This window comes from Cupriavidus sp. TMH.W2 (genome assembly GCF_050847365.1).
Taxonomy (GTDB): Bacteria; Pseudomonadota; Gammaproteobacteria; order Burkholderiales; family Burkholderiaceae; genus Cupriavidus.
In genome coordinates this window covers 638,928-663,278 of the sequence record NZ_CP193792.1, presented here as the reverse complement: position 1 = coordinate 663,278, position 24,351 = coordinate 638,928, and the positions used below count along the sequence as shown (strand labels likewise).

19 protein-coding genes are annotated in these 24,351 nt (G+C 68.4%); 12 read left to right on the top strand and 7 right to left on the bottom strand.

Features of this window, described 5'->3' with window-relative positions:
- Positions 1-35: 35 nt before the first annotated feature.
- Positions 36-953, bottom strand: a complete 918-nt coding sequence (locus ACREYQ_RS03095; RefSeq protein ID WP_432259334.1) for a LysR family transcriptional regulator — start codon at positions 951-953, stop codon at positions 36-38.
- A 103-nt stretch (positions 954-1,056) separates the two neighbouring features.
- Here ACREYQ_RS03095 and ACREYQ_RS03090 point away from each other — a divergent pair, with 103 nt between their 5' ends.
- Positions 1,057-2,082: a bile acid:sodium symporter family protein gene (locus ACREYQ_RS03090; RefSeq protein ID WP_432259333.1), complete on the top strand. Its 1,026-nt coding sequence runs from the start codon at positions 1,057-1,059 to the stop codon at positions 2,080-2,082.
- A gap of 210 nt (positions 2,083-2,292) precedes the next feature.
- Here the strand turns inward: ACREYQ_RS03090 and ACREYQ_RS03085 are convergent, their stop codons facing one another.
- A complete protein-coding gene (locus ACREYQ_RS03085; RefSeq protein WP_432259332.1) occupies positions 2,293-3,795 on the bottom strand; it encodes an N-acetylmuramoyl-L-alanine amidase in 1,503 nt (500 codons plus the stop codon).
- Positions 3,789-4,301: a tRNA (adenosine(37)-N6)-threonylcarbamoyltransferase complex ATPase subunit type 1 TsaE gene (gene tsaE / locus ACREYQ_RS03080; protein ID WP_432259331.1), complete on the bottom strand. Its 513-nt coding sequence runs from the start codon at positions 4,299-4,301 to the stop codon at positions 3,789-3,791. The genes ACREYQ_RS03085 and tsaE overlap by 7 nt, the downstream gene beginning before the upstream one ends.
- A gap of 16 nt (positions 4,302-4,317) precedes the next feature.
- On the opposite strand from tsaE, the gene queG reads away from it, so the two are divergent.
- Positions 4,318-5,535, top strand: coding sequence for a tRNA epoxyqueuosine(34) reductase QueG (queG, locus tag ACREYQ_RS03075; protein WP_432259330.1), 1,218 nt, complete (start codon positions 4,318-4,320; stop codon positions 5,533-5,535).
- Here queG and ACREYQ_RS03070 read toward each other — a convergent pair.
- Positions 5,528-6,421 (bottom strand): AEC family transporter, encoded by an 894-nt coding sequence (locus tag ACREYQ_RS03070; protein ID WP_432259329.1) that lies wholly within the window; start codon positions 6,419-6,421, stop codon positions 5,528-5,530. The genes queG and ACREYQ_RS03070 overlap by 8 nt on opposite strands.
- Positions 6,422-6,577: 156 nt before the next feature.
- Between ACREYQ_RS03070 and ACREYQ_RS03065 the strand changes: the two genes are divergently transcribed.
- From ACREYQ_RS03065 to plsY, 6 genes are all read left to right on the top strand, one after another.
- A complete protein-coding gene (locus ACREYQ_RS03065; RefSeq protein ID WP_432259328.1) occupies positions 6,578-7,273 on the top strand; it encodes a chalcone isomerase family protein in 696 nt (231 codons plus the stop codon).
- 102 nt (positions 7,274-7,375) lie between these two features.
- Positions 7,376-8,344 carry a tripartite tricarboxylate transporter substrate binding protein BugE gene (locus ACREYQ_RS03060; RefSeq protein WP_432259327.1) on the top strand — a complete coding sequence of 323 codons (969 nt, stop codon included), beginning with the start codon at positions 7,376-7,378 and terminating at the stop codon, positions 8,342-8,344.
- 333 nt (positions 8,345-8,677) lie between these two features.
- Positions 8,678-9,157 (top strand): methylated-DNA--[protein]-cysteine S-methyltransferase, encoded by a 480-nt coding sequence (locus tag ACREYQ_RS03055; protein ID WP_432259326.1) that lies wholly within the window; start codon positions 8,678-8,680, stop codon positions 9,155-9,157.
- On the top strand, positions 9,154-10,089 hold the full coding sequence (gene xerD / locus ACREYQ_RS03050; protein ID WP_432259325.1) for a site-specific tyrosine recombinase XerD: 936 nt from the start codon (positions 9,154-9,156) through the stop codon (positions 10,087-10,089). Before ACREYQ_RS03055 ends, xerD begins: the two co-directional genes overlap by 4 nt.
- A 23-nt stretch (positions 10,090-10,112) precedes the next feature.
- Positions 10,113-10,604 (top strand): aminoacyl-tRNA deacylase, encoded by a 492-nt coding sequence (locus ACREYQ_RS03045; RefSeq protein ID WP_432259324.1) that lies wholly within the window; start codon positions 10,113-10,115, stop codon positions 10,602-10,604.
- Positions 10,605-10,715: 111 nt separating this feature from the next.
- Positions 10,716-11,324 carry a glycerol-3-phosphate 1-O-acyltransferase PlsY gene (gene plsY / locus ACREYQ_RS03040; RefSeq protein ID WP_432259323.1) on the top strand — a complete coding sequence of 203 codons (609 nt, stop codon included), beginning with the start codon at positions 10,716-10,718 and terminating at the stop codon, positions 11,322-11,324.
- 196 nt (positions 11,325-11,520) lie between these two features.
- Here plsY and ACREYQ_RS03035 read toward each other — a convergent pair whose 3' ends face one another.
- Both ACREYQ_RS03035 and ACREYQ_RS03030 read right to left on the bottom strand, forming a co-directional pair.
- Complete coding sequence (locus ACREYQ_RS03035; RefSeq protein ID WP_432259322.1) at positions 11,521-12,792, bottom strand: ATP-binding protein; 1,272 nt, start codon at positions 12,790-12,792, stop codon at positions 11,521-11,523.
- Positions 12,793-12,851: 59 nt separating this feature from the next.
- Entirely contained in the window at positions 12,852-13,595 is a 744-nt protein-coding gene (locus ACREYQ_RS03030) for a response regulator (RefSeq protein WP_432259321.1), read from the bottom strand.
- Positions 13,596-13,936: 341 nt separating this feature from the next.
- Between ACREYQ_RS03030 and ACREYQ_RS03025 the strand changes: the two genes are divergently transcribed.
- Genes ACREYQ_RS03025 through ACREYQ_RS03010 form a run of 4 tightly spaced genes read left to right on the top strand, consistent with a single transcriptional unit; the run spans position 13,937 to position 23,387 of the window.
- Positions 13,937-15,385 (top strand): MdtA/MuxA family multidrug efflux RND transporter periplasmic adaptor subunit, encoded by a 1,449-nt coding sequence (locus tag ACREYQ_RS03025; protein WP_432259320.1) that lies wholly within the window; start codon positions 13,937-13,939, stop codon positions 15,383-15,385.
- 9 nt (positions 15,386-15,394) lie between these two features.
- Positions 15,395-18,556, top strand: a complete 3,162-nt coding sequence (locus tag ACREYQ_RS03020) for an MdtB/MuxB family multidrug efflux RND transporter permease subunit (protein ID WP_432259319.1) — start codon at positions 15,395-15,397, stop codon at positions 18,554-18,556.
- Positions 18,553-21,855: an efflux RND transporter permease subunit gene (locus ACREYQ_RS03015; RefSeq protein WP_432259318.1), complete on the top strand. Its 3,303-nt coding sequence runs from the start codon at positions 18,553-18,555 to the stop codon at positions 21,853-21,855. Before ACREYQ_RS03020 ends, ACREYQ_RS03015 begins: the two co-directional genes overlap by 4 nt.
- Positions 21,856-21,872: 17 nt before the next feature.
- On the top strand, positions 21,873-23,387 hold the full coding sequence (locus tag ACREYQ_RS03010; protein WP_432259317.1) for an efflux transporter outer membrane subunit: 1,515 nt from the start codon (positions 21,873-21,875) through the stop codon (positions 23,385-23,387).
- On the opposite strand, the gene ACREYQ_RS03005 is transcribed toward ACREYQ_RS03010, so the two are convergent.
- On the bottom strand, positions 23,374-24,279 hold the full coding sequence (locus tag ACREYQ_RS03005) for a LysR family transcriptional regulator (protein ID WP_432259316.1): 906 nt from the start codon (positions 24,277-24,279) through the stop codon (positions 23,374-23,376). The genes ACREYQ_RS03010 and ACREYQ_RS03005 overlap by 14 nt on opposite strands.
- Positions 24,280-24,351 lie beyond the last annotated feature (72 nt).

Here is a 24,351-nt window from a genome sequence, read left to right as displayed (position 1 = left end):
GTTGTGGGCGCGCCAGACCGGCCGATGTGACCGGATCAGGCCGCGGCGCCCAGTGCGGGCGCCTCGGCCCGCACGGTCAGGCGGCGCACCAGCTCCCACACCGCCGCCGCGGCCGGCGACAGTGAGCGGTCCTCGCGCCGGACCATGACGATGCTGCGCTCCTCGCGCGGCACCAGCGGGCGCCATACCAGCGGCGACGCCGCCGGCAGCGGCAGCGAAAACGACGGCAGCACCGAGGCGCCGATGCCGGCCTCGACCATGCCGAACACGCTGGCCGAATGGCCCAGCTCCTGCACCACCTGCGGCACCACGCCATGGCGGCCGAGCACGCGGTCGATCAGCGGCCGGCTGCCCGAGGCAAAGTCCAGCAGCACCAGCCGCATGCCATGCAGCGCCGCCCATGGCACCGACGTGGACTGTGCCAGCGGATGGTCGCGCCGGCACACAAAGCAGAACGGATCGGTCGCCACCGGCTCCACCAGCAGGCCGTCGCGCACCAGCGGATCGATCAGCACGCCAAAGTCCACCGCGCCGGCGCGCACCTGCTCCAGGCCGTCGGCCTGGACGTTGTCGCGCACGGTCAGTCGGATCTCCGGGTACTGGGCGGCGCAGGCGGCCACGTACAGCGGCATCAGCCGGGCCGAGATGGTCGGGGCTCCGGCTATCACGACACGACCTCGATAGCGCTCACCAAGCTGCCGCGTTTCCTCGAGGGTGTCGTCAAGCTGGCCAAGCAGGCGCTCCAGCGCCGGGGCCAGTGCATGGCCGGCCTCGGTCAGCACCACCTCGCGCGTGGTGCGGTCCAGCAGGCGCACGCCAAGTGCTTCTTCCAGCTCAGCTACACCGCGGCTGACCGCGGGCTGGGTCAGGCCGACCACATCCGCAGCCCGGCTGAAGCCGCCGCTATTGGCGACGGCCAGGAAGACGCGCAGCTGGCGCAGTGTGTAATTCATGCAACGACTGGATAAATAGATTCGATAAATGAATTTGCATTCTAGACCCGGCTATCGTCCAATACTAGGCAAAACCCTAGCCTTGCAGGATCCACCCGCAGTCATGTCTCGTATTGTCCGCAACCTCAAGAAGCTCTATGACCTGATCGACGGCTTTGTCCTGGTCATGCTGACGGCCATTGCCGTCGCGCTGGTCGCCCCTGAAATCGGCACCGGCAAAGGCCCGCTGCACCTGGGCGTAGTGACCAGTTTCGGCGTGGCGCTGGTGTTCTTCCTGCATGGCGCGGCGCTGTCGCGCGACAGGCTGGTGGCGGGCGCCAAACACTGGCGCCTGCACGTCTTCGTGCAGACCTTCACCTACGTGGTGTTCCCGATGGTGGGCGCGCTGCTGATGCTGTCACTGCGCCATACGCTGCCACCCGACCTGCTGCTGGGCGTGTTCTTCCTGTGCGCGCTGCCATCGACGGTGTCGTCGTCGGTGGCGATGACCTCGATGGCGCGCGGCAATGTCTCCGGTGCAATCTTCAACGCCACCATCTCGGGCCTGATCGGGATGCTGGTGACGCCACTGCTGATGGGGCTGGTGATCAGCGCCAGCGGCGCATCGATGCCGCTGGGCAAGGCCCTCACCGGCGTGGCGCTGCAACTGCTGCTGCCGTTCGCGCTGGGGCAGTTGCTGCGTCCGCTGATCGGCAGCTGGCTGGCAAGGAAGAAGCACATCACCAACAAGATCGACCGCGGCGTGATCGTGCTGATCGTCTATTCGTCGTTCTGTGACGCTACCGCCGAAGGCCTGTGGCACCAGTACCAGTGGCAGACCATCGGCGCGGTGATGCTGATCGCCGCGGTGCTGCTGCTCGTGGTGCTCGGCTTTACCACGCTGACCGCGCGCCGCCTGGGCTTTTCCGTCGAGGATGAAATCACCGCGGTGTTCTGCGGCTCGAAGAAGAGCCTGGCCAATGGCATCCCGATGGCCAAGATCCTGTTTGCCGGCCATCCGGCACTGGGCCTGCTGGTGCTGCCGCTGATGGTCTATCACCAGCTGCAGCTGATCGTTTGCTCGGTGATCGCGTCGCGCTATGCCAACCGCGATGCCTTGCTGGAGGACCAGGCCGCGGCGCGGGCCTGAATCACGCAGGCATGAAAAAACCGGGGCATGCCCCTAATGCCGTTCAGTTAAGGTCTCAAGCCCTACCGTCATTCCCGCGCAGGCGGGAATCCAGCGTCTTTCACGTCCCCCTTCGGGGATGAAGTCACTGGGTTCCCGCCTGCGCGGGAACGACAGTCGCTAACTGAACAGCATTAGGGGCATGCCCGGTTTTTTTTATACCTGCCAGACTTACACCGACGGATTCTTCGACAGCGGCGGATTGCGCGCGAAGTACGACCGGATCCCCTTCAGGATCGCATTGGCCAGCTGCTCCTGGTGCGCGTTGTCGTTGAGCTTGCGCTCCTCTTCCGGATTGCTGATGAAGGCTGTCTCGATCAGGATCGACGGAATATCCGGCGCCTTCAGCACCGCAAACCCGGCCTGCTCGACACTGCCCTTGTGCAGCTTGTTGATGCCGCCGATCTCGCCCAGCACGGCCTTGCCGACCTGCAGGCTGTCGTTGATCTGCGCGGTGGTGGACAGGTCCAGCAGCACGCGCGCGACCTGCGCGTCCTTGTTGCCCATATTGGCGCCGCCGATCAGGTCGGCGGAATTTTCCTTGTTGGCCAGCCAGCGCGCCGCGGTGCTGGACGCGCCGCGCTCGGACAGCGCGAACACCGATGCGCCGCGCGCCTCGGGCGACAGGAAGGCATCGGCATGGATCGACACGAACAGGTCGGCCTGCACCCGGCGCGCCTTTTGCACGCGCACGTTCAGCGGCACGAAGAAGTCGGCGTCGCGCGTCATCATCGCGCGCATATTGGGCTGGGCGTCGATCTTGGCGCGCAGCCGGTGCGCGATCTGCAGCACCACGTCTTTCTCGCGCGAGCCCGCTGCGCCGATCGCGCCCGGGTCTTCGCCGCCATGGCCGGGATCGATCGCCACGGTCAGCAGCCGGCGCATCTTGAAGGGGCGCTCGGCGGTGGGATTGTCGCGTGCGACCGGCGGCATCGCCGGGGCGCTCGGGGCCGGCACCGGCGGTACGGATGGCCTGGGCCGGGCCGAGGCCACCGGCGGCGGCAGCGGTGCGGTGGTGGGCGGCACGTCACCCTTCTCGTCGAAGCGGCGCACCAGCGCACCGATCGCGTCTTCCTCGGCCCCGGCCGGGGCGCCGGCGATGCCTTCGCTGCCCGGCGCGGGGTCCGAGGTGGCAAAGCGGCGCTGCTTTTCCTCGGTGTCGCGCACCAGCTTCCACAGCGGATCGGGCGGGTTGACCGGGTACAGGTCGAACACCAGCCGGTTGCGGTAGCTGCCGATAGGCGCCAGCGTGAACACCTGCGGCGCCACGTTTTCCTTCAGGTCGAACACCATGCGGACCACGCGCGGCCGGTTCTGGCCCACGCGCACGGTCTGGATATACGGGTCGTTCGGGGTGATCTTGGCCACCAGCTCGCGCAGCGTGGGCGACAGGTCCAGGCCGTCGATGTCCACCACCAGCCGGTCGGGGTCGCGGATCATCTGGTGCACCGCGGCCAGCGGGGAATCGGATTCGATGGTGACGCGGGTGTAGTCCTCGGCGGGCCACACGCGCACCGCGACGATGCCGGCGCCGAACGCGATCTGCGGGCCGGCAAGGGTCAGCACGGCCGTGCCCGCGCCGAGCTTCAGTGCCTGCGCCATCCATTTGCGGCGCGCCTGCAGCAGGCCGTCGGGGCTATCGGGGCGGTCGGTGGCAAGTCGCTTGATCAGCATGCGTTCAGCAAGGTAAGTCCAGTGGGAGTATAGGCGCGCAATATCGCGATCCGCCGCTCGCCGGCGTCATCGGCCCCGGCCATGTCCGATTGGAGCAACACATGGAGATCCGGTTCCCCGAGCAGGCGGCCAGCCTTTTCCGGCCATTCGACCAGGTTGAAGGCCGGTTCGGCGAAACAGTCGCGAAAACCCGCGTCGATCCACTCTTCGGGATCGGCAAAGCGGTACAGGTCGAAGTGGTAGACAGTCAGCGGCGAGCCGTCGGCGCGGGCCACCTCGTAGGGCTCGCACAGCGTGTAGGTCGGGCTGCGGACCTTGCCGGCATGGCCCAGCGCGCGCAGGATCGCGCGCGTCAGCGTGGTCTTGCCTGCTCCCAGGTCGCCGGACAACTGCACATGCACCGTGCGCGGCGGCATGGCCTGCACGGCGGCGGCCAGCGCGGCGCCCAGGCGCGCGGTGGCGGCTTCGTCGGGCAGCGTCAGGGTGCGTTCTTCGAGCAATGGCATTGCGTACAATTCAGGAATGATCGACCGAGTCGCCTCAGGGCAGGCAGATGTGCCGCCCGCCTCCGTTTCAGTTTCGGACACCACCGGCCATCGGGCCGCGGGCCCCGGGGAACTTGCGGCGCTGGCCGCGTCGATCCGCGCATGGGGCGCGGAGCTGGGCTTTGCCTCGGTGCGCATCGCGGATGTCGACCTCAGCCATGCCGAGCCCGGGCTGATGGCGTGGCTGGCGCAGGGCTGCCACGGCGACATGGATTATATGGCGAACCACGGTCTGCGGCGCGCCCGCCCGGCCGAACTCGTGCCCGGTACGGTGCGCGCGGTCGTGGCTCGCATGCCGTACATTCCGACCGCCGGCGCCCAGGCCGGCGCCCCCGGCTGGCGCCGCCACGAGCTGGCGCGGCTGGACGATCCGGCCACCGCGGTGGTGTCGCTGTACGCGCGCGGCCGCGACTATCACAAGGTCCTGCGCAGCCGTCTCCAGCAACTGGCCAGCCGGATCGAGGCCGAAATCGGAAAATTCGGCTACCGCGTCTTTACCGATTCCGCACCCGTCATGGAAGTGGCGCTGGCCAGCCAGGGCGGACTCGGCTGGCGCGGCAAGCATACGCTGCTGCTGGACCGCGACGGCGGCTCGATGTTCTTCCTGGGCGAGATCCTGGTCGACATCCCGCTGCCGGCCGACCCGCCCGAGTCCGGCCACTGCGGCAACTGCCACCGCTGCATCGACATCTGTCCCACGCGCGCCATCATCGCGCCCTACCGCCTGGATGCGCGCCGCTGCATCTCATACCTCACCATCGAGCACAAGGGCCCGATCCCGGTCGAGTTCCGCGCGCCCATGGGCAACCGCGTCTACGGCTGCGACGATTGCCAGCTGGCCTGCCCGTGGAACAAGTTCGCGCACGTGGCCACGGTGCCGGACTTCGACGTGCGCAATGGGCTGGACGCCCCCGACATGGTGGCGCTGTTCCAGTGGACCGAAGCGGAATTCAACCAGCGGCTCGAAGGCAGCCCGATCCGCCGCATCGGCCACGAGCGCTGGCTGCGCAACCTGGCGGTGGGACTGGGCAACAGCCTGCGCGCGGCCTTGTCGGGCACGCGCGCGCAAGACGAGGCACTGGCCGCGCGCATCCGCGTGGCCCTGCTGGCGCGGCGCGAGGCGGCCTCGCCGCTGGTGCGCGAGCATATCGACTGGGCCCTGGCCCAGGGCGAGACGCCGCCGCAGATCAGCTGACCAGCGCCAGCCACAGCGGCGTGGTCACGATCGCCGCCACCGTCATCAGCGAAATCGTCGCCGCCACCATCGGCCCGTTGCCGCCCATGCGCACCGCCAGGATATAGGCGCTGGACGCGGTGGGCAGCGAGGCATACAACACCACGATCTGGTACTGCAGCGCGGTCAGCGGCAGGTGCCGTCCGACCAGCCAGGCCACGCACGGCATCGCCAGCAGCTTGACCCCGGTCCACCAGGCCACCGGCCCGGCGGTGCCGGTGGCGCCGCTCATCTGCAGCCCGGCACCCACTGTCATCAGCCCCAGCGCGGTCGAGGCCGAGCCGAGCCGGTTCAGCGTCATCCCCAGCACCTCGGGCGCGTGCAGCCCCAGCAGGTTGGTGGCGAGGCCGCCGGCGGTGGCCAGGATCAGCGGGTTGCGTGCCAGTTCCCTCCACAGCGCGGTCTGGCCGTGCCGCGCCAGTGCCCACACTGCCGCCACGTTGCACAGCGGCACCGTGCAGCCGACGATCACCGCCATCAGCGCCAGCCCCTCGGAGCCGCCCAGGCGCGAGGCCAGCGCCAGGCCGATGTAAGAATTGAAGCGGAATGCGGTCTGCAGGCCCGAGGCAAAGCTCAGCGCGTCTGGCCGCAAGACCCATTTGACGAGATAGCCGCCGGCCATGCCGGTGACCATCACCAGCAGCGCCAGCCCCAGCATGGCCGAGGTCGAGGAGAAATCCAGCACCGCGGTATTGGTCGACTGCAGCAACAGCGCCGGGAACAGTACGAAATAGACCAGGCGTTCCACGCCGCCCCAGAAGGCGCGGTCGAAGGGGGAATAGCGCACCAGCAGCCAGCCAATGAGGATCAGGCTGAAGTCCGGGACCAGCAGGAGGGCAGAAGACATTTATCGTTGTTGTGAAGGCGATGGCATGGCGCGGCAGCTGCCCTGCTCGCCGCCGCGCAACAAGCGGCGGCGGGGAAAGATAACGGCAGGAAAACCGGAATGTGCAGGCTAGGGCAGATACGGATAGGTATTTTTCCAGATTTGGGCCAGCATGGCATGCCAAGTTGTACGCCTGCCGCCATGTTGTCCCACACCCGGTCCGCGCCAACGCGCCCGGACACCCTCCTCCGCCCCGCCCTTCGCCCTGGTCTGCACCCGGGCCGTTGTCTGCGCCTGGCCGCCGTGCTGGTCGCGCTCTGCGCCGCCACGGGCGCGGGCGCCGTGCCCGAGCCGGCGCGATCGGTGGAAATCGAAGGGATCCGTTTTGACGATGCGGCGCGCGTGGGCGGCAAGGCATTGCTGCTCAACGGCACCGCCCTGCGCGCGGGCTTCCTGGCCAAGGGCTACGTGGCCGCGCTGTACCTGCAGGAAAAAGCCCGCAATGCGGCCGTGGTGCTGGGCACGCCGGGGGCCAAGCGGCTACAGTTGCGCATGCTGCGCGAGACCGAGCCGCCGGCCGTCATGCGCGCCATCCGCCAGGGCATTCGCAACAACCACAGCGAGTCTCAGGTGCAGGAGCTGTCGGCGCGGCTGGTGCAGTTCGAGCGCACCCTGGGCGAGGTTGGCACCGCGCACAAGGGCGACGTGATCAACCTGGATTTCTCCCCGCAGACGGGCACCGTCGTCGCCATCAATGGCACGCCGCGCGGCCGGCCGATTCCCGGCGAAGACTTCTACCAGGCCGTGCTGCGGGTGTTCCTGGGCGAGCGCCCAGTCGACGCCGACGTCAAGCGCGGGCTGCTGGGCGGTTGATACAGATTACGCTGCCGACGCACGGCCCCACCTGTGGCACTGCGGCGGTTTTCTGCTTCCGGGTGGCACCCTGCCCGGATTTCTGACGGGAGACATGATCTCATGCAAGCTGGCAAACTCGCACTGACCCTGGCCCTGGCGGCCGCCGCCACCGCGGCGCAAGCCCAGAGCTACCCCACCAAGCCGATCCGGCTGATCATTCCGTTTGCACCCGGCGGCACCACCGACATCGTCGGCCGCGGCGCGGCGGACCAGATGAGCCGCATCCTGGGCCAGCCGGTGGTGGTGGAAAACCGCGCCGGCGGGGGCGGTTCGATCGGCGCGGACGCGATCGCCAAGTCCGCGCCGGACGGCTACACCATTGGCATCTCCACGGTCTCGACCATGGCCGTGAACCCGGCCTGCAACCCCAAGCTGTCATACGACCCGATCAAGGACTTCAAGCCCATCACCAACCTGGCCAACGTGGCCAACGTGATCGCTGTGAACCCGAACTTCCCGGCCAAGGACTACAAGGAGTTCCTGGCCGTGCTGAAGGCCAACCCGGGCAAGTATTCCTACGCCTCGTCGGGCACCTGCGGCTTCGGCCACATGCTGGGCGAGCAGTTCAAGGTCTCGACCAAGACCTTCATGGTCCATATCCCCTACCGCGGCGCGGGCCCGGCACTGAACGACGTGCTGGCCGGCCAGGTGCCGATCATGGTGGACAACCTGCCCTCGTCGATTCCCTACATCAAGGCCGGCAAGCTGCGTCCGATCGTGGTGGCCTGGAACAAGCGCCTGGAATCGATGCCGAACGTGCCGACCTTTGGCGAAATGGGCCTGAAGGAGCCGAACGACCCGGCCTGGTACGGCCTGGTGGCACCGGCCGGCACGCCTGACGACGTCATCAGGAAGCTCAACGAAGCCGCCGTCAAGGCCCTGCAGGACAAGGACTTCCAGCAGCGCCTGCGCACCGCCGGCGCCGAGCCGTCGGGCAACACGCCGGCGCAGCATGCGGCGGAAATCAAGAAGGAATTCGACAAGATGAAGAATCTTGTGAAGGTGCAGAACATCAAGCTGGAGCAGTAAAAGCCCCCGGCAGAAAGAGCGGTTTGAGTGCTCCCAAGCCGCCCGAGCTTGCCAAAGCAAGGTGTTCTCCCTCTCCCCTCATGGGGAGAGGGCCGGGGTGAGGGGTGGTTTAGCTGGGCGCCATATCAAGCGGAGCCTTCGGTTTTTGAGGGTCTCATAGCTCCGGCCGGCGCCCGCCCTCACCCCCACCCCTCTCCCGCAGGCGAGAGAGGGGAGCCTGCTCCAAGCGCCAACGCGACAGCAGGATTGCCCAAAGGCCGCCACCCAGGCGGCCTTTTTTCTTGCCCCCATCAAAAAGCACTAAAATCCAGCATTCGCCCCAGCCTGACCGCCATGCCCGCCACCTATGACGCCATCCTCCCCGCCCCGTTCGGCAAGATCGGGGTGCGTACGGACAGCGCGCGCATCCGGGCCATCGTGTACCTTCCCGAGCACGTCGAGGCACGCGCCCCGGCGGATGCGCTGACGCAACAGCTCGCGGCGCAGCTGGAGGCTTACTACGCCAATCCGGACGCCACCTTCGACCTGCCGCTGGCCCCGGCCGGCAGCGATTTCCAGCAGCGCGTGTGGCAGGCCATCAGCGCGGTGCCGCGCGGCGCGGTGACCACCTATGGCACCATCGCCGACGCCATCGGCGCAATGCCGCGCGCGGTCGGCCAGGCCTGCGGGCAGAACCCCTTCCCGATCGTGATCCCCTGCCATCGCGTGGTCTCGGCGCGCGGCATCGGCGGCTTCTCGCACCATGCCGAAGACGGCTTCTACCTCGACGTCAAACGCTGGCTGCTGCGTCATGAGGGCGCCATGCTGATATGAGCGGCGCCGCACAGGCACCCGAGATCGCCGCCGCGAGCGATGCCGACGTGGCGCTGGTCAGCCGCTTCTGCGACGCGCTGTGGCTGGAGGACGGCCTCTCGCGCAACACCATCGACGCCTACCGGCGCGACCTGACGCTGCTGGCGCGCTGGCTGCAGCACGAACACCTCGGCGAGCTGCCGGGCGCGGACGACGGCGCGCTGTCGGCCTACTTCAGCGCGCGCCACCCGCAATCCCGCGCCTCGTCGGCCAACCGGCGCCTGGCGGTATTTCGCCGCTTCTACCAGTGGGCGCTGCGCGAACACCTGATCCAGACCGATCCCTGCCTGCTGCTGCGTCCGGCCAAGCAGCCGCCGCGCTACCCCAAGACCCTGACCGAGGCCCAGGTCGACGCGCTGCTCGAAGCGCCCGACACTGACACGCCGCTCGGGCTGCGCGACCGCACCATGCTTGAACTGATGTACGCCAGCGGGCTGCGCGTGTCGGAGCTGACGCAGATGAAGACCGTCGAGATCGGCCTGAACGAAGGCGTGGCGCGCGTGGTCGGCGGCAAGGGCGACAAGGAGCGCCTGGTGCCGTTCGGCCAGCAGGCCGGCGACTGGCTGCGCCGCTACCTGGCCAGCGCGCGCCCCGCGCTGCTGGCCGGGCGCGCCTGCGATGCGCTCTTTGTCACCCAGCGCGGCGACGGCATGACGCGGCAGGCGTTCTGGCACCTGATCAAGCGCCATGCGCGCGATGCCGGCGTGCATGCGCCGCTGTCGCCGCACACGCTGCGGCACGCCTTTGCCACGCACCTGCTGAACCACGGCGCCGACCTGCGCGTGGTGCAGCTGCTGCTGGGCCACGCCGATATCTCCACCACCCAGATCTATACGCACGTCGCCCGCGAACGCCTGCGCGAGCTGCATCAGCAGCATCATCCGCGCGGCTGAGCGGGCGGGCACCCTCCACTGTCATGAGCAAGACCAGGCACGTTTCCGAAACCCCCGCCACGCAGTACCTGCGCAAGCACGGCGTCGCCTTCGGCGAGCATCCGTATGACTATGTCGAGCACGGCGGCACCGGTGAATCGGCGCGCCAGCTGGGCGTGCCCGAACACGATGTCATCAAGACGCTGATCATGGAAGACGAGCGCGCGCAGCCGCTGGTAGTGCTGATGCACGGCGACTGCTCGGTCTCGACCAAGAACCTGGCGCGCCAGACCGGGCGCAAGAGCGTGCAGCCGTGCAAGCCCGACGTGGCCCAGCGCCACAGCGGCTACATGGTGGGCGGCACCTCGCCCTTCGGCACGCGCAAGCGCATGCCGGTCTATGTGGAAGCAACCGTGCTGGAACTGGCGCGCATCTATATCAACGGCGGGCGGCGCGGCTACCTGGTCAGCCTGGACCCGAAGCTGCTGCCGGGGCTGGTAGACGCCCAGCCGGTGCAGTGCGCACTGCCTGACTGAGTTTCCGGCGGCGATATCGAGAGCAGCCTCCATGCCAATCCGGGAAGTCACGGACGTAGCGAGGCCCCTGCCGCGCTACAATCGCGCCAGCCTGAAAACACCCCACTGCACATGGCCAATCTGCTTTTCGCCCTCGCCGCCTACCTGATCGGCTCCGTTTCCTTCGCTGTGGTCGTCAGCAAGCTGATGGGCCTGCCGGACCCGCACTCCTACGGCTCCGGCAATCCCGGCGCCACCAACGTGCTGCGCACCGGCAACAAGAAGGCCGCGATCCTGACACTGATCGGCGATGCCCTGAAGGGCTGGCTGGCGGTGTGGCTGGCCGCGCGCTTCGGGCCGGCCTACGGGCTGAACGAAACCGGCCTGGCCATGGTGGCGCTGGCGGTCTTCCTGGGGCACCTGTTCCCGGTGTACCACCGCTTTGCCGGCGGCAAGGGCGTGGCCACCGCGGCCGGCATCCTGCTGGCCATCGACCCGATCCTGGGCCTGGGCACGCTGGCCACCTGGCTGATCATCGCGTTCTTCTTCCGCTACTCGTCGCTGGCGGCGCTGGTGGCGGCGATCTTCGCGCCGGTCTTCCATGTGCTGATGAACGGCGTGGATGTGATGACGGGAGCGATCTTCGTGATCAGCGTGCTGCTGATTGCGCGGCACCGGCAGAATATTGCCAAGCTGCTGGCCGGGAAGGAAAGCAGGATTGGCGAGAAGAAGAAGGTTTGAGGGGCGTGCAAATCCCTGGCAAGCGCAACGGCAGACAGCATCAGCTTGCCGGCGGTTTGCTCCCTCTCCCGCTTGCGGGAGAGGGTTGGGGTGAGGGCCGGCGTGACAACGAAGTCAAAGCCGTCGGTATGCCACCGCCTACCCTCACCCCCTGCCCCTCTCCCGCAAGCGGGAGAGGGGAGCAAACAAGCGGTCATCACACCGCGGCTGCACCGAACAGCATCTCGACCCTGAACCCGCCACCATCGGCATTCACCAGGTTCAGCTTCCCCCCGGCCTGGCGCACCAGCCGGTCCACGATCGCCAGCCCCAGCCCGGAATGCGCATTGCCGCCGCGCGCCGGGTCCAGCCGCACAAAGGGCAGCGTGGCGCGATCCTTGTCGCCGTCGGGAATGCCCGTGCCCTGGTCCTCCACCACCAGCAGGTAGCCCTCAGGCGTGCGCGAGGTCGCAATGCACACCGGCGGCTTGCCGTAGGCATAGGCGTTGTCGACCAGGTTGCCGACGATGCGGTCCAGCTGCGTGGCAATCATGCGGAAGCCCTCGCCCGCGCCCAGCGACAGCACCACCTGGCGCTCCTGCTCGGCCAGCGATGCGGCCAGCTCGTTGACGCGCCGGTCCACCGGCACCGGCCGCGCGGTCGGCTCGCTGGTCTGGGCAAAACTCAAAAACTGTTCGACGATGGCCGCCATGGAATCGACATCGCGCGTGACCCCCGCTGCGGCCTTGGGATCGGCCAGCATCTCGGCGCGCAGCCGCAGCCGCGCCAGCGGCGTCTTCAGGTCGTGGGCGATGCCGGCCAGCATGGTGTTGCGCTCCTGTTCGATGCGCGCCAGGTCGCCCACCATGCGGTTGAAGCGCTCGATCAGCTGGCGCAGCTCATGCGGGCCGCGCTCGCGCAGCGGCGCCACGGCGTGCTGGCGCGACAGCTGCTCGGCCGCGTTGGCCATGTCGCGCACCGGGCGCTGGATCTGCCAGGCGATCAGCACGGCAAAGACAATGGCCACGCCCACCACCAGCATCACGCCGGGCACCAGCCGGTTGTCGGGCGGCGGGTTGTGGACCCACAGGATCGGCATGGCGATCCAGTCGGCGCGGCTGGGCAGCTTGATCCAGATGCGCGGCGTGGTCTCATCCTCCAGGCGGATCTCGGTGCCTTGCGGCAGCCGTCTGACGAACTGCTCCACCAGCCGGCGCGAGCGCCCGCCCTTGGGTGCGGTGGCGTGCTCGTCGGCAGCGCTGGTGCCGGCGGTCTCCACCAGGCTGGGCAGCCTGCCCGGCGGGCGCGCATCCAGGGCGCGCTCGATGCTGTCGAGCTGGAACAGCATCTGCTCCACCGAATAGTCCACCTGCTGCTGGCGGCGGTCCATGCGCAGGATGGCCAGCCAGGAGAAATGACTGATCACCAGCACGGCCGCAATCAGCAGCGCAATGCGGCCGAACAGGGTATCGATACGTCGCAACTTCATCGGAAGACAGGTCTTGTGGCTGATCCGCCAGCGGCGCCAGCGCGTGGCGGTGGCGGCCGTTATTCGGGGAGGCCCGCGGGAATCTCTTCCGCTTCGTCGGGCACGAAGGTATAGCCGCGCCCGCGCACGGTCTGGATATAGCGCGGGCGCTGCGCGTCCTCATCCAGCAGCCGGCGCAGGCGCCAGATCTGCACGTCGATGCCGCGGTCGCTGATGCCGCTGGCGCTGCCGTACATCAGCTCGACGATGCGCTCGCGCGACAGTACTTCCAGCGGATGCATCAGCAGCAGCTTGAGCAGCGCGAACTCGGTATCGCTGATCGACAGCGCCTGGCCGGCGCGGGTCAGCATGCGCTGGCGGAAACTGACGCGGAACGGGCCGAAGGCGACCGACTCTCGGTCTTCGGGCGCCGCCGCCGGGCGCGCCAGCTTGCGGCGCAGCACGGCATTGATGCGCGCCAGCAGCTCGCGCGGCGAGAACGGTTTGCCGAGGTAGTCGTCGGCGCCGATCTCCAGGCCGACGATGCGGTCGATCTCGTCGCTGCGGGCGGTCAGCAGGATCACCGGGATATCGTCGTTCCTGGCGCGCAGGTTGCGCAGCGCGGTCAGGCCGTCGACCTTGGGCATCATCAGGTCCAGCACGATCAGCGCCGGCCGTTCGCGCTCCAGGCGGGCCTGCAGGCCGTCGCCGTCATGCATCACCGAGACCGCAAAACCCTGCTGGCTCAGGTATTCGCGCAGCAGGTCGCGAAGTTCGGGATCGTCGTCGACGACGAGGATCTGGGTAGGCTGGTTCGTTCGCATAGGCACATGATAGTCAGCCCCGGCGCCACACATGCCGGTTTGGCCGGGCGGTTTTGTTTCCGGAGGTTACACCCGGGGCGCTGGTAATCCGCTGTAATAAAAGCCCCGGGCCATGAAACACGGGCGCCCGGGCCAGCACATTATCCTTGCGGCATGACCTGCCACCGGCGCCGCGGCATTGCGCGCCACACGGCACTTTCCGGCCTGCCGGCCAGCCCGCGGCGTGCCCTCCCACGCGACGCGGCCGGCGCATCTGGCGTTGCGGCATACTGCATGCATCGTCACTTGCCAGACCGAACACTGCCGGCGCGCCGCGCGCGCCGCCCCCAGGATTTGCGGACATGTCCAACCCCGACCAAGGCCAACCTACTCCCTCCCCGACCCCGTCTTCGCGTCCGCCCGAGGGCACCCCGCCGCGGCGCACCGGCGGGCGCCCGCTGATCGCCGGCGTGCTGGTGCTGCTGCTCGCCGGGGGCGCCTGGTACTGGCACGCCCACCGTAACCAGGCGCCCGCCGGCGCGGCCGGGACAGCCAGCGCGCAGCGTGGCGCCAGCGGCCCGGGTGCCCGCGGTGGCCCTGGCGGCGCCGGCATGCCGCGCTCGCCCGTGGTGGTCGCCACCGTGGCCAGGCGCGACATGGACGTGGTGCTCAACGGCCTGGGCAATGTCACCCCCGTGTCCAATGTCACCGTCCGCGTGCAAGTCTCGGGCCCGCTGCTGAAGGTGCTGTTCAAGGAAGGCCAGATGGTCAGGGCCGGCGACGTGCTGGCCGAGATCGACCCGCGCCCGTTCCAGGCGGCGCTGGACCAGGCCGTGGGCCAGCTGGCGCGCGACCAGGCGCTGCTGCAGAACGCCAGGCTGGACCAGCAGCGCTACCGCACCCTGCTGGGCCAGGACTCGATCTCCAAGCAGCAGGTCGATACCCAGGACGCGCTGGTGCGCCAGTACGAGGGCGTGGTCAAGACCGACCAGGGCAATGTCGCCAACGCGCGCCTGCAGCTGGGCTACACCAGGATCGTGGCGCCGGTGTCGGGCCGCATCGGCCTGCGCCAGGTGGACCCGGGCAATATCGTCAATACCAGCGACACCAACGGCATCGCGCTGATCACGCAGATCCAGCCCATCGCCGTGATGTACACCATCCCCGAGGACAACCTGCCCTCGGTGCTGAAAAAGCTCAATGCCGGCGAGAAGCTGCCGGTACAGGCCTGGGACCGCCAGGTGCGCAACCAGCTGGGCGAAGGCACGCTGCTGACCACCGACAACCAGATCGACACCACCACCGGCACGGTCAAGCTCAAGGCGGTCTTCCCCAATGAAGACGGCATGCTGTTCCCCAACCAGTTCGTCAACGTGCGCACGCGCGTCGATACGCTCAGGGACGCCACCGTGATCCCGGTGGCCGCGATCCAGCGCGGCCAGCAGGGCACCTTTGTCTACACCGTGGACGAGGCCAGCAAGGTCAAGGTGCAGGTGGTCACGCTCGGCCCGGGCGACGGCAGCCGCAACGCGGTGCTCAAGGGCCTGGAGCCCGGCCAGCGCGTGGTGGTGGACGGCGCCGACCGGCTCAAGGAAGGCATGACCGTCGAAGCCGTCGATCCGGCAGCGCGCGCCGCCGCGCTGGTGCCGGCCAGCCAGCCGCGCGGGCGCGGCCGGCGCAACCGGGACGGCGGTGCCAGCGGCGCGCACGCCGACGCCAGCGCCGCAACTGCTTCGGGCGCGGCCGGCGAACCGCGCCGCCATCGCGAAGCCGGCGCCAGCGCGCCGGGCGCACGCGGCCAGCAGCAGTAAGGATCGCGCATGAACCCGTCACGCCTCTTCATCGAGCGCCCGGTCGCCACGGCGCTGCTGATGCTGGCCATCCTGCTTTCCGGGCTGGTGGCCTACCGCCTGCTGCCGCTGTCCGCGCTGCCCGAGGTGGACTACCCGACCATCCAGGTCACCACGCTCTACCCGGGCGCGAGCCCCGATGTGATGACCTCGTCGATCACGGCGCCGCTGGAGCGGCAGTTCGGCCAGATGCCGGGGCTCAAGCAGATGTCGTCGTCATCGTCGGGCGGCGCATCGGTGATCACGCTGCAGTTCGAGCTGTCGCTCTCGCTCGACGTGGCCGAGCAGGAAGTGCAGGCCGCCATCAATGCCGGCGGCAACCTGCTGCCGGCCGACCTGCCGATGCCGCCGGTCTACAGCAAGGTCAATCCGGCCGACGCGTCGATCATGACCATTGCCATGACCTCGGACACCATGCCGCTGCCCAGGCTGCAGGACATGGTCGACACGCGCGTGGCGCAGAAGATCTCGCAGATCCAGGGCGTGGGCCTGGTGACCATCAGCGGCGGCCAGCGGCCGGCCGTGCGCATCCAGGCCAACCCGGCCGCGCTGGCGTCGCTGGGCCTGTCGATCGACGACCTGCGCACCGCCATCGGCGCGGCCAACGTCAATGGCGCCAAGGGCAGCTTCGACGGGCCGGCGCGTGCCTCCACCATTGACGCCAACGACCAGCTCAAGTCGGCCGACGAGTACCGGCAGATCATCATCGCCTACCAGAACGGCGCGCCGATCCGCATCACCGACGTGGCCGATATCGTCGACGGCCCCGAGAACAGCCGCCTGGCGGCATGGGCCAACACCAACCCGGCCATCGTGCTGAACATCCAGCGCCAGCCCGGCGCCAACGTGATCGAGGTGGTGGACCGCATCAAGGCGATGCTGCCCCAGCTGCAGAATGCGCTGCCGGCGTCGGTGCACGTGCAGATGCTGACCGATCGCACCACCACCATCCGCGCCTCGGTGCATGACGTGGAGTTCGAACTGCTGCTGGCGATCGCGCTGGTGGTGATGGTGATCTTCGTCTTCCTGCGCAACGTGTCCGCCACCATCATCCCGGGCGTGGCGGTGCCGCTGTCGCTGGTCGGCACCTTCGGCGTGATGTACCTGGCGGGATTCTCGATCAACAACCTGACGCTGATGGCGCTGACCATTGCCACCGGCTTCGTGGTCGACGACGCCATCGTCATGATCGAGAACATCATGCGCTACATCGAGGATGGCGACCCGCCGATGGAAGCCGCGCTTAAGGGTTCGAAGCAGATCGGCTTCACCATCATCTCGCTGACGTTTTCGCTGGTGGCCGTGCTGATCCCGCTGCTGTTCATGGGCGATGTGGTCGGGCGCCTGTTCCGCGAGTTCGCCATCACGCTGGCGGTGTCGATCCTGATCTCGGCGGTGGTCTCGCTGACGCTGACGCCGATGATGTGCGCGCGCCTGCTCAGGCATGTGCCCGAAGCCGAGCAGTCGCGCTTCCACCGCGCCACCGGCCGCTTCTTCGACAACGTGATCCACCGCTACGGCGTTGCGCTCGAATGGGTGCTGGACCGCCAGAAGTCGACGCTGATCGTGGCAGTCGCCACGCTCGTGCTGACCGTGCTGCTCTACCTGCTGGTGCCCAAGGGCTTTTTCCCGGTGCAGGACACCGGCGTGATCCAGGGCATCACCGAGGCGTCGCAGACCACCTCGTTCGCGGCCATGGGCCGCAAGCAGGAAGCCGTGGCGAAGGTGGTGCTGGAAGACCCGGCGGTGGAGAGCCTCTCGTCCTTTATCGGCGTGGACGGCACCAACACCACGCTCAACACCGGGCGCATGCTGATCAACCTCAAGCCCAAGGGCGAGCGCGACCCGATCGGCGTGGTCACCCAGCGTCTGCAACAAGCGGTGGAAGGGCTCGGCGGCGTGTCGCTGTACATGCAGCCGGTGCAGGACCTGACCATCGAAGACCGCGTCTCGCGCACGCAATACCAGTTCACCGTCGAGGACCCGGATCCCGCCACGCTGGCGACCTGGGTGCCGCGGCTGGTAGAGCGCCTGAAGCAGGAGCCCGAACTGCGCGACGTGGCCAGCGACCAGCAGAACAACGGCCTGCGCGCCTACGTGGAGATCGACCGCGACGCCGCCGCGCGCTTCGGCATCACTACCGCGGTGATCGACAGCGCGCTCTACAGTGCCTTCGGCCAGCGGCTGGTGTCCACCATCTTCACGCAGTCCAGCCAGTACCGCGTGGTGCTGGAAACCATGCCCGGCTTCCGCACCGGCCCGCAGTCGCTGTCGGAGCTGCGCTTGCCGTCGTCGTCGGGCGGGCAGGTGCCGCTGGGCGCGTTTGCGCACATCACCGAGCGCACCGGCCCGCTGGTGATCAACCACCAGGGCCAGTTCCCGGCCGCGACCATCTCGTTCAACCTGGCGCCCGGGGAATCGCTTGGCGCGGCGGTAGACAAGATCACCAAGGTGGAACAGGAACTGGGGCTGCCGATCTCGATGCAGACCGAGTTCCAGGGCGCCGCGCTGGCGTTCCGCGCCTCGCTGTCCAACACGCTGTGGCTGATCCTGGCGGCCGTGGTGACCATGTATATCGTGCTGGGCGTGCTGTATGAGAGCACCATCCACCCGGTGACCATCCTGTCCACGCTGCCGTCGGCCGGCGTCGGCGCGCTGCTGGCGCTGCTGGTGGCGCGCCAGGACCTGGGCATCATCGCGATCATCGGCATCATCCTGCTGATCGGTATCGTCAAGAAGAACGCCATCATGATGATCGACTTCGCGCTCGAGGCCGAGCGCGAAGGCGGCATGGCGCCGCGCGATGCGATCTTCCAGGCCTGCCTGCTGCGCTTCCGCCCGATCCTGATGACCACCATGGCGGCCCTGCTGGCGGCGCTGCCGCTGATGCTGGGCACCGGCATCGGTTCCGAGCTGCGCCACCCGCTGGGCGTGACGATGGTGGGCGGCCTGCTGGTCAGCCAGGTGCTGACGCTGTTCACCACGCCGGTCATCTACCTGGCCTTCGACCGTATCGCCTACCGCATGAAGGCCTGGCGCAAGCGCCGCTTCGGCGATCCCGAAGAAGGCGGCACGGGCGACGAGCCCCCGTCGGCGCCACCCACGCTGCCGCAGGGGCCGGGGGCGCGATGAACCTGTCCGCCGCCTTCATCCACCGGCCGGTCGCGACCGCGCTGCTGACCATCGGCATCCTGCTGGCGGGCCTGGCCGCGCTGCGCCTGCTGCCGGTGTCGCCGCTGCCGCAGGTGGACTTCCCGACCATCTCGGTGTCGGCCTCGCTGCCCGGCGCCAGTCCGGAGACCATGGCCGCCACCGTGGCCACGCCCCTGGAACGGGCGCTGGGCACGATCGCCGGCGTGACGGAAATCACCTCCAGCAGCTCGCTCGGTTCGACGCGCGTCACGCTGCAGTTCGACCTGTCGCGCAATATCGACGGCGCGGCGCGCGATGTGCAGGCGGCCATCAACGCCTCGCGCGCCACGCTGCCCACCAGCCTGCCCAGCAACCCGACCTACCGCAAGGTCAATCCGGCCGACGCGCCGATCATGATCATCGGGCTGACCTCGCCGACCATGACGCGCGGCCAGCTCTATGACGCCGCCTCCACCATCCTCGCGCAGAAGCTGTCGCAGGTGGAAGGCGTGGGCCAGGTCACCATCGGCGGCGCATCGCTGCCGGCGGTGCGGGTGGAACTGAACCCCACCGCGCTCAACAAGTACGGCGTCTCGCTGGAGGACGTGCGCAACACCATCAGCGCAACCAATGCCAACCGGCCGCTGGGCACGCTGGAGAACAACACCAATAACTGGCAGGTCTACGCCAACGACCAGGCGATGAAGGCGGACGACTACATGCCGCTGATCATCCGCTACGCCACGCCGGGCACCTTCTCGTCGGCCTCGGCCGGCGCGCTGATCGCGAGCACGGCCAGCGCAACGGCCAGCGGCGGCGTCAGCACCAAGGTGGTCAACGGCGTGACGGTGACTACCCTCACCACCAGCAGCGGCACCACCACCATCACCAGCGGCGCGACCGGCGGCAAGCGCGCCACCAGCGGGCCGAACGCCTTTGCCGTGCCGGTGCGCCTGTCGGACGTAGCCAACGTGGTCGACTCGGTGCAGGACATCCGCAACGCCGGCTCCGCCAACGGCAGGCCGTCGGTGCTGCTGGTGCTCAACCGCTCGCCGGGCGCCAACATCATCGAGACGGTCGACCGCGTCACCGAGATGCTGCCGCAGCTGCAGAAGATGATCCCGGCCACCATCTCGATGGATGTGATGATGGACCGCACCCCCACCATCCGGGCCTCGCTGCGCGAAGTCGAGCACACGCTGATGATCTCGATGGCGCTGGTGATCATGGTGGTGTTCCTGTTCCTGCGCAATGTGCGCGCCACCTTCATTCCCAGCGTGGCGGTGCCGGTGTCGCTGATCGGCACGTTCTCGGTGATGTACCTGGCGGGGTTCTCGCTGAACAACCTGTCGCTGATGGCGCTGACCATCGCCACCGGCTTCGTGGTCGATGATGCCATCGTGGTGCTGGAGAACATCTCGCGCCATATCGAGGAAGGCATGAAGCCGCTCGCCGCCGCGCTGCGCGGCGCGCGCGAAGTGGGATTCACGGTGCTGTCGATGAGCCTGTCGCTGATCGCGGTGTTTATCCCCCTGCTGATGATGGGTGGCATCGTCGGGCGGCTGTTCCAGGAATTCGCCATCACGCTGTCGGTGGCCATCCTGGTATCGCTGGTGGTATCGCTGACCACCACGCCGATGATGTGCGCGCGGCTGCTGCGCCCCATCGAGCCCGGGAAAGAGGGCCGCTTCTTCCGCGCCAGCGAACGCGTCTTCAAGCGGATGCACGACGGCTACGCGCGCACGCTGGGGGTGGCGCTGCGCCACAGCACCATCGTATGGCTGGTGCTGCTGGCCACGATCGCGCTCAATGTGTGGCTGTACGTGATCGTGCCCAAGGGCTTCTTCCCGCAGCAGGACACCGGGCGGCTGATCGGCTTTATCCGTGCCGACCAGGCCACCTCGTTCCAGGCCATGCGCGGCAAGCTCGACAGCTTTATCAAGATCGTCCAGTCCGATCCGGCCGTGGTCAACGTGACTGGCTTCACCGGCGGCTCGCAACGCAATACCGGGCAGATGTTCGTCACGCTCAAGCCGCTCACGGAGCGCAAGGAAACCGCCGATGCCGTCATCGCGCGGCTGCGCGTAAAGCTGGCCAAGGAGCCTGGCGCAAGCCTGTTCCTGCAATCGGTGCAGGACATCCGCATCGGCGGCCGGCAGAGCAGCTCGCAGTACCAGTTCACGCTGCAGTCCGACGACCTCAATGTATTGCGCGACTGGGAGCCCAAGGTGCGGGCGGCCATCTCGAACCTGAAGGGGCTGGAGGACGTCGATACCGACACCAACGACAAGGGGCTGCAGACCTCGGTCGTCATCGATCGCGATACGGCATCCAGGCTTGGCGTGACCGCGCAGCAGATCGACGCGGTGCTCAACGATGCCTTCGGCCAGCGGCTGGTGTCGACCATCTACCATCCGCTCAACCAGTATCGCGTGGTGATGGAGCTGAGCCCGGAATACCTGCAGGGGCCGCACGCGCTGCAGGACATCTACGTGGTCACCGGCAACGGGCGCCGCGTGCCGCTGTCGGCCTTCGCCAAGGTGGAGCCGACCAGCACGCCGCTGGGCGTCAACCACCAGGGCCAGTTCGCGGCGTCGACCATCTCGTTCAACCTGGCCGAAGGCTACTCGCTGTCGCAGGCCACCGATGCGGTCAAGGCCGAGATGGCCCGCATCGGCGTGCCCGAAACCCTGCAGGCCAACTTCCAGGGCGGCGCCAAGGCGTTCCAGGATTCGCTCAAGAGCCAGCCGATCCTGATCCTGGCCGCGCTGATCACGATCTATATCGTGCTGGGGGTGCTGTATGAAAGCTACGTGCACCCGCTGACGATCCTGTCGACGCTGCCCTCGGCCGGGGTCGGCGCGCTGCTGGCATTGCTGGCTTCGAAGACCGAGTTCAGCATCATTGCGCTGATCGGCGTGATCCTGCTGATCGGCATCGTCAAGAAGAACGCGATCATGATGATCGACTTTGCCATCGAAGCCGAGCGGCGCGAGGGGCTGTCGCCGCGCGACGCCATCTACCGCGCCTGCCTGCTGCGCTTCCGCCCGATCCTGATGACCACCATGGCCGCGCTGCTGGGCGCGGTGCCGCTGGCGATCGGCCGCGGCGACGGCGCCGAGCTGCGCGCGCCGCTGGGCATCTCCATTGTCGGCGGGCTGGTGGTGAGCCAGCTGCTGACGCTGTACACCACGCCGGTGGTCTACCTGACGCTGGACCGCTGGCGCCTGAAGGTGAAGGCCTGGCGCCAGCGCCGCCGCGGCAATGCGGGCACGCCCGACCAGCCGGCCGCCGTCTAGATATGCGAAGAGTTCCTATGACCGTTCTTTCCCGCTTCCTGACCCACGCCCTCCCGGTGCCGCTGGCCTGCGCGCTGCTGCTGGCCGGCTGCGCCGTCGGCCCCGACTACAAGCGCCCCGACGCGCCGGTCTCCGAATCGTTCAAGGAGGCCGATGCCGGCACCCCCGCCTGGACCGGCGACTGGAAACCCGCCGAGCCGCAGGATGCACTGGCGCGCGCCGACTGGTGGACCGTGTTCGGCGATACGCAGCTCGATGCACTGATGTCGCAGGTACAGGTCTCGAACCAGAACATCAAGGCCGCCGAAGCACAGTACCGGCAGGCGGTGGCGTCGCTGCAGGCCGCGCGTGCAGGCTTCTTCCCGACCGTCAATGCTCAGGCCGGCGCCTCGCGCTCGCGCGGCGCCAGCGGCAATACGATCAACGCGCAGAACGTGAGCCTGGGCGCAACCTGGGAAATCGACGTCTGGGGCCGCGTGCGGCGCCAGGTCGAAGGCAGCGAGGCCAGCGCACAGGCCAGCCAGGCCGACCTGGCCTCGACGCTCCTGTCGACGCAGGCGACGCTGGCGCAGAGCTACTTCCTGCTGCGCGTGGCCGATGCGCAGAAGGCGCTGCTGGACCGCACCGTGGCCGATTACCAGAGGTCGCTGCAGCTGGTGCAGAACCAGTACGCCGCCGGCACCGCGCAGCGCTCGGACGTGCTGCAGTCCGAAACGCAGCTCAAGAGCGCGCAGGCGCAGCAGATCGACATCCAGGTCACGCGCGCGCAGCTGGAGCACGCCATTGCTGTGCTGGTCGGCAAGCCGCCCGCGGCGCTGACGCTGGCGGCCGGCGACTTCAGCGCCGCGCCGCCGCGCGTGCCCGCCGCGGTGCCGTCGCAGTTGCTGGAGCGCCGCCCCGACATCGGCGCGGCCGAGCGCCGCATGGCGTCGGCCAATGCGCAGATCGGCGTGGCGCAGGCGGCCTACTACCCGACCCTGTCGCTGTCGGCCAGCGGCGGCCTGACCGCCAGCACGCTGGCACGCTGGCTGTCGCTGCCGGACCGGATCTGGTCGATCGGCGGCGGGCTGGCCGGCACGCTGTTCGACGGCGGCCTGCGCAGCGCGGTCAAGGCGCAGGCGGTGGCCGCCTACGACCAGACCGTGGCCAACTACCGCCAGACGGTGCTGGGCGCGTTCCAGGAAGTCGAGGACAACCTCGCCGCGCAGCGGCTGCTGGAACAGGAAGCGGTGGTGCAGAACGACGCGCTGCGTTCGGCGCGCGAGGCGCTGGCGCTGGTGAACAACCGCTACCGCGCCGGCACCGCCGGCCTGCTCGACGTGCTGACGGCGCAGACCAGCGCCTACACCGCCGAGCGCACCGCGCTGACGATCACCGGCCGCCAGTACACGGCGGCGGTGGTGCTGATCAAGGCCCTGGGCGGCGGCTGGCATGCGCCTGGCGCGCAGGCCGGACCGGCACAGGGCGGCACGGAGCAGCCCGTCAGTGCGCCGGTCAGTCAGCCCGCCAGCCAGCCCATCAGCCGGCGCTAGCCGCCGGCGCGCGCGGCAGCGGCTGCCGGCAGATGCGCTCGCGCAGCCAGGTGGCGGCCTTGCCCAGCGGCCGCTGCTTGTGCCAGACCAGTTCCATCGCCACCGGCCAGTCCTGCTGCTGGAACGCCAGCGGCGGCGACACCAGCTGCGCCGCGGCCGGCGAGTTGGCCACCACGTGCCACGGCACGAAGGCCCAGCCCAGCCCGCGCTTGACCAGTTCAACGATCACCCACTGGCTTTCCACCCACCACACGTCGGCGGCCACGCGCAGGCGCATCTTCTCTTCGCTGTCGGTGCGGGTCGCGACCATCAGCTGGCGGTAGCGCTTGAGCTCTTCCCAGTCCACGCGCTGGCCGGCCAGCGGATGCCCGGGCGCGCACAGGATCTGCATCGGCACCCAGCCCAGCGCATGGAAGCCCAGCGCCGGCGGCAGCACCTCCTGCCGCCACATGATGCCGAGGTCGGCACCGCCTTCCAGCACCAGCCGGCTGACGTCTTCCATCAGCGGGAAGAGAAGCTCAAGCTCCACCGCCGGGAAGCGGCTGGAGAACTCCACCAGCAGCATGCCCAGCGTTTCTTCCGGATACAGCTCGTCGACCGCCAGCACCAGCCGCGTCTCCACGCCCTCGCCCAGGCTCTTGGCCACCCCGCGGAAATGCTCGCAACGCTCCAGGATCACGCGTGCCTCGGCCAGCAGCCGCTCGCCTGCCGGGGTCAGCACAGGATAGCGGCCGGAGCGGTCGAAGAGCGCATTGCCGGCGTCGATCTCCAGATTGGACACCGCCGCGCTGACGACCGACTGCGCCTTGCCCAGCCGGCGCGCGGCGGCCGAGAACGAACCTGTGTCGGCCGCGGCGACAAAGGCCTGCAGCTGCTCGATGGAGAGACTCATAAGTATCTTTGGCGATGTATCTATCTGTTTTAACGATAGTATCCAACTTGGCAATCCCTGCCCAGCAGATAG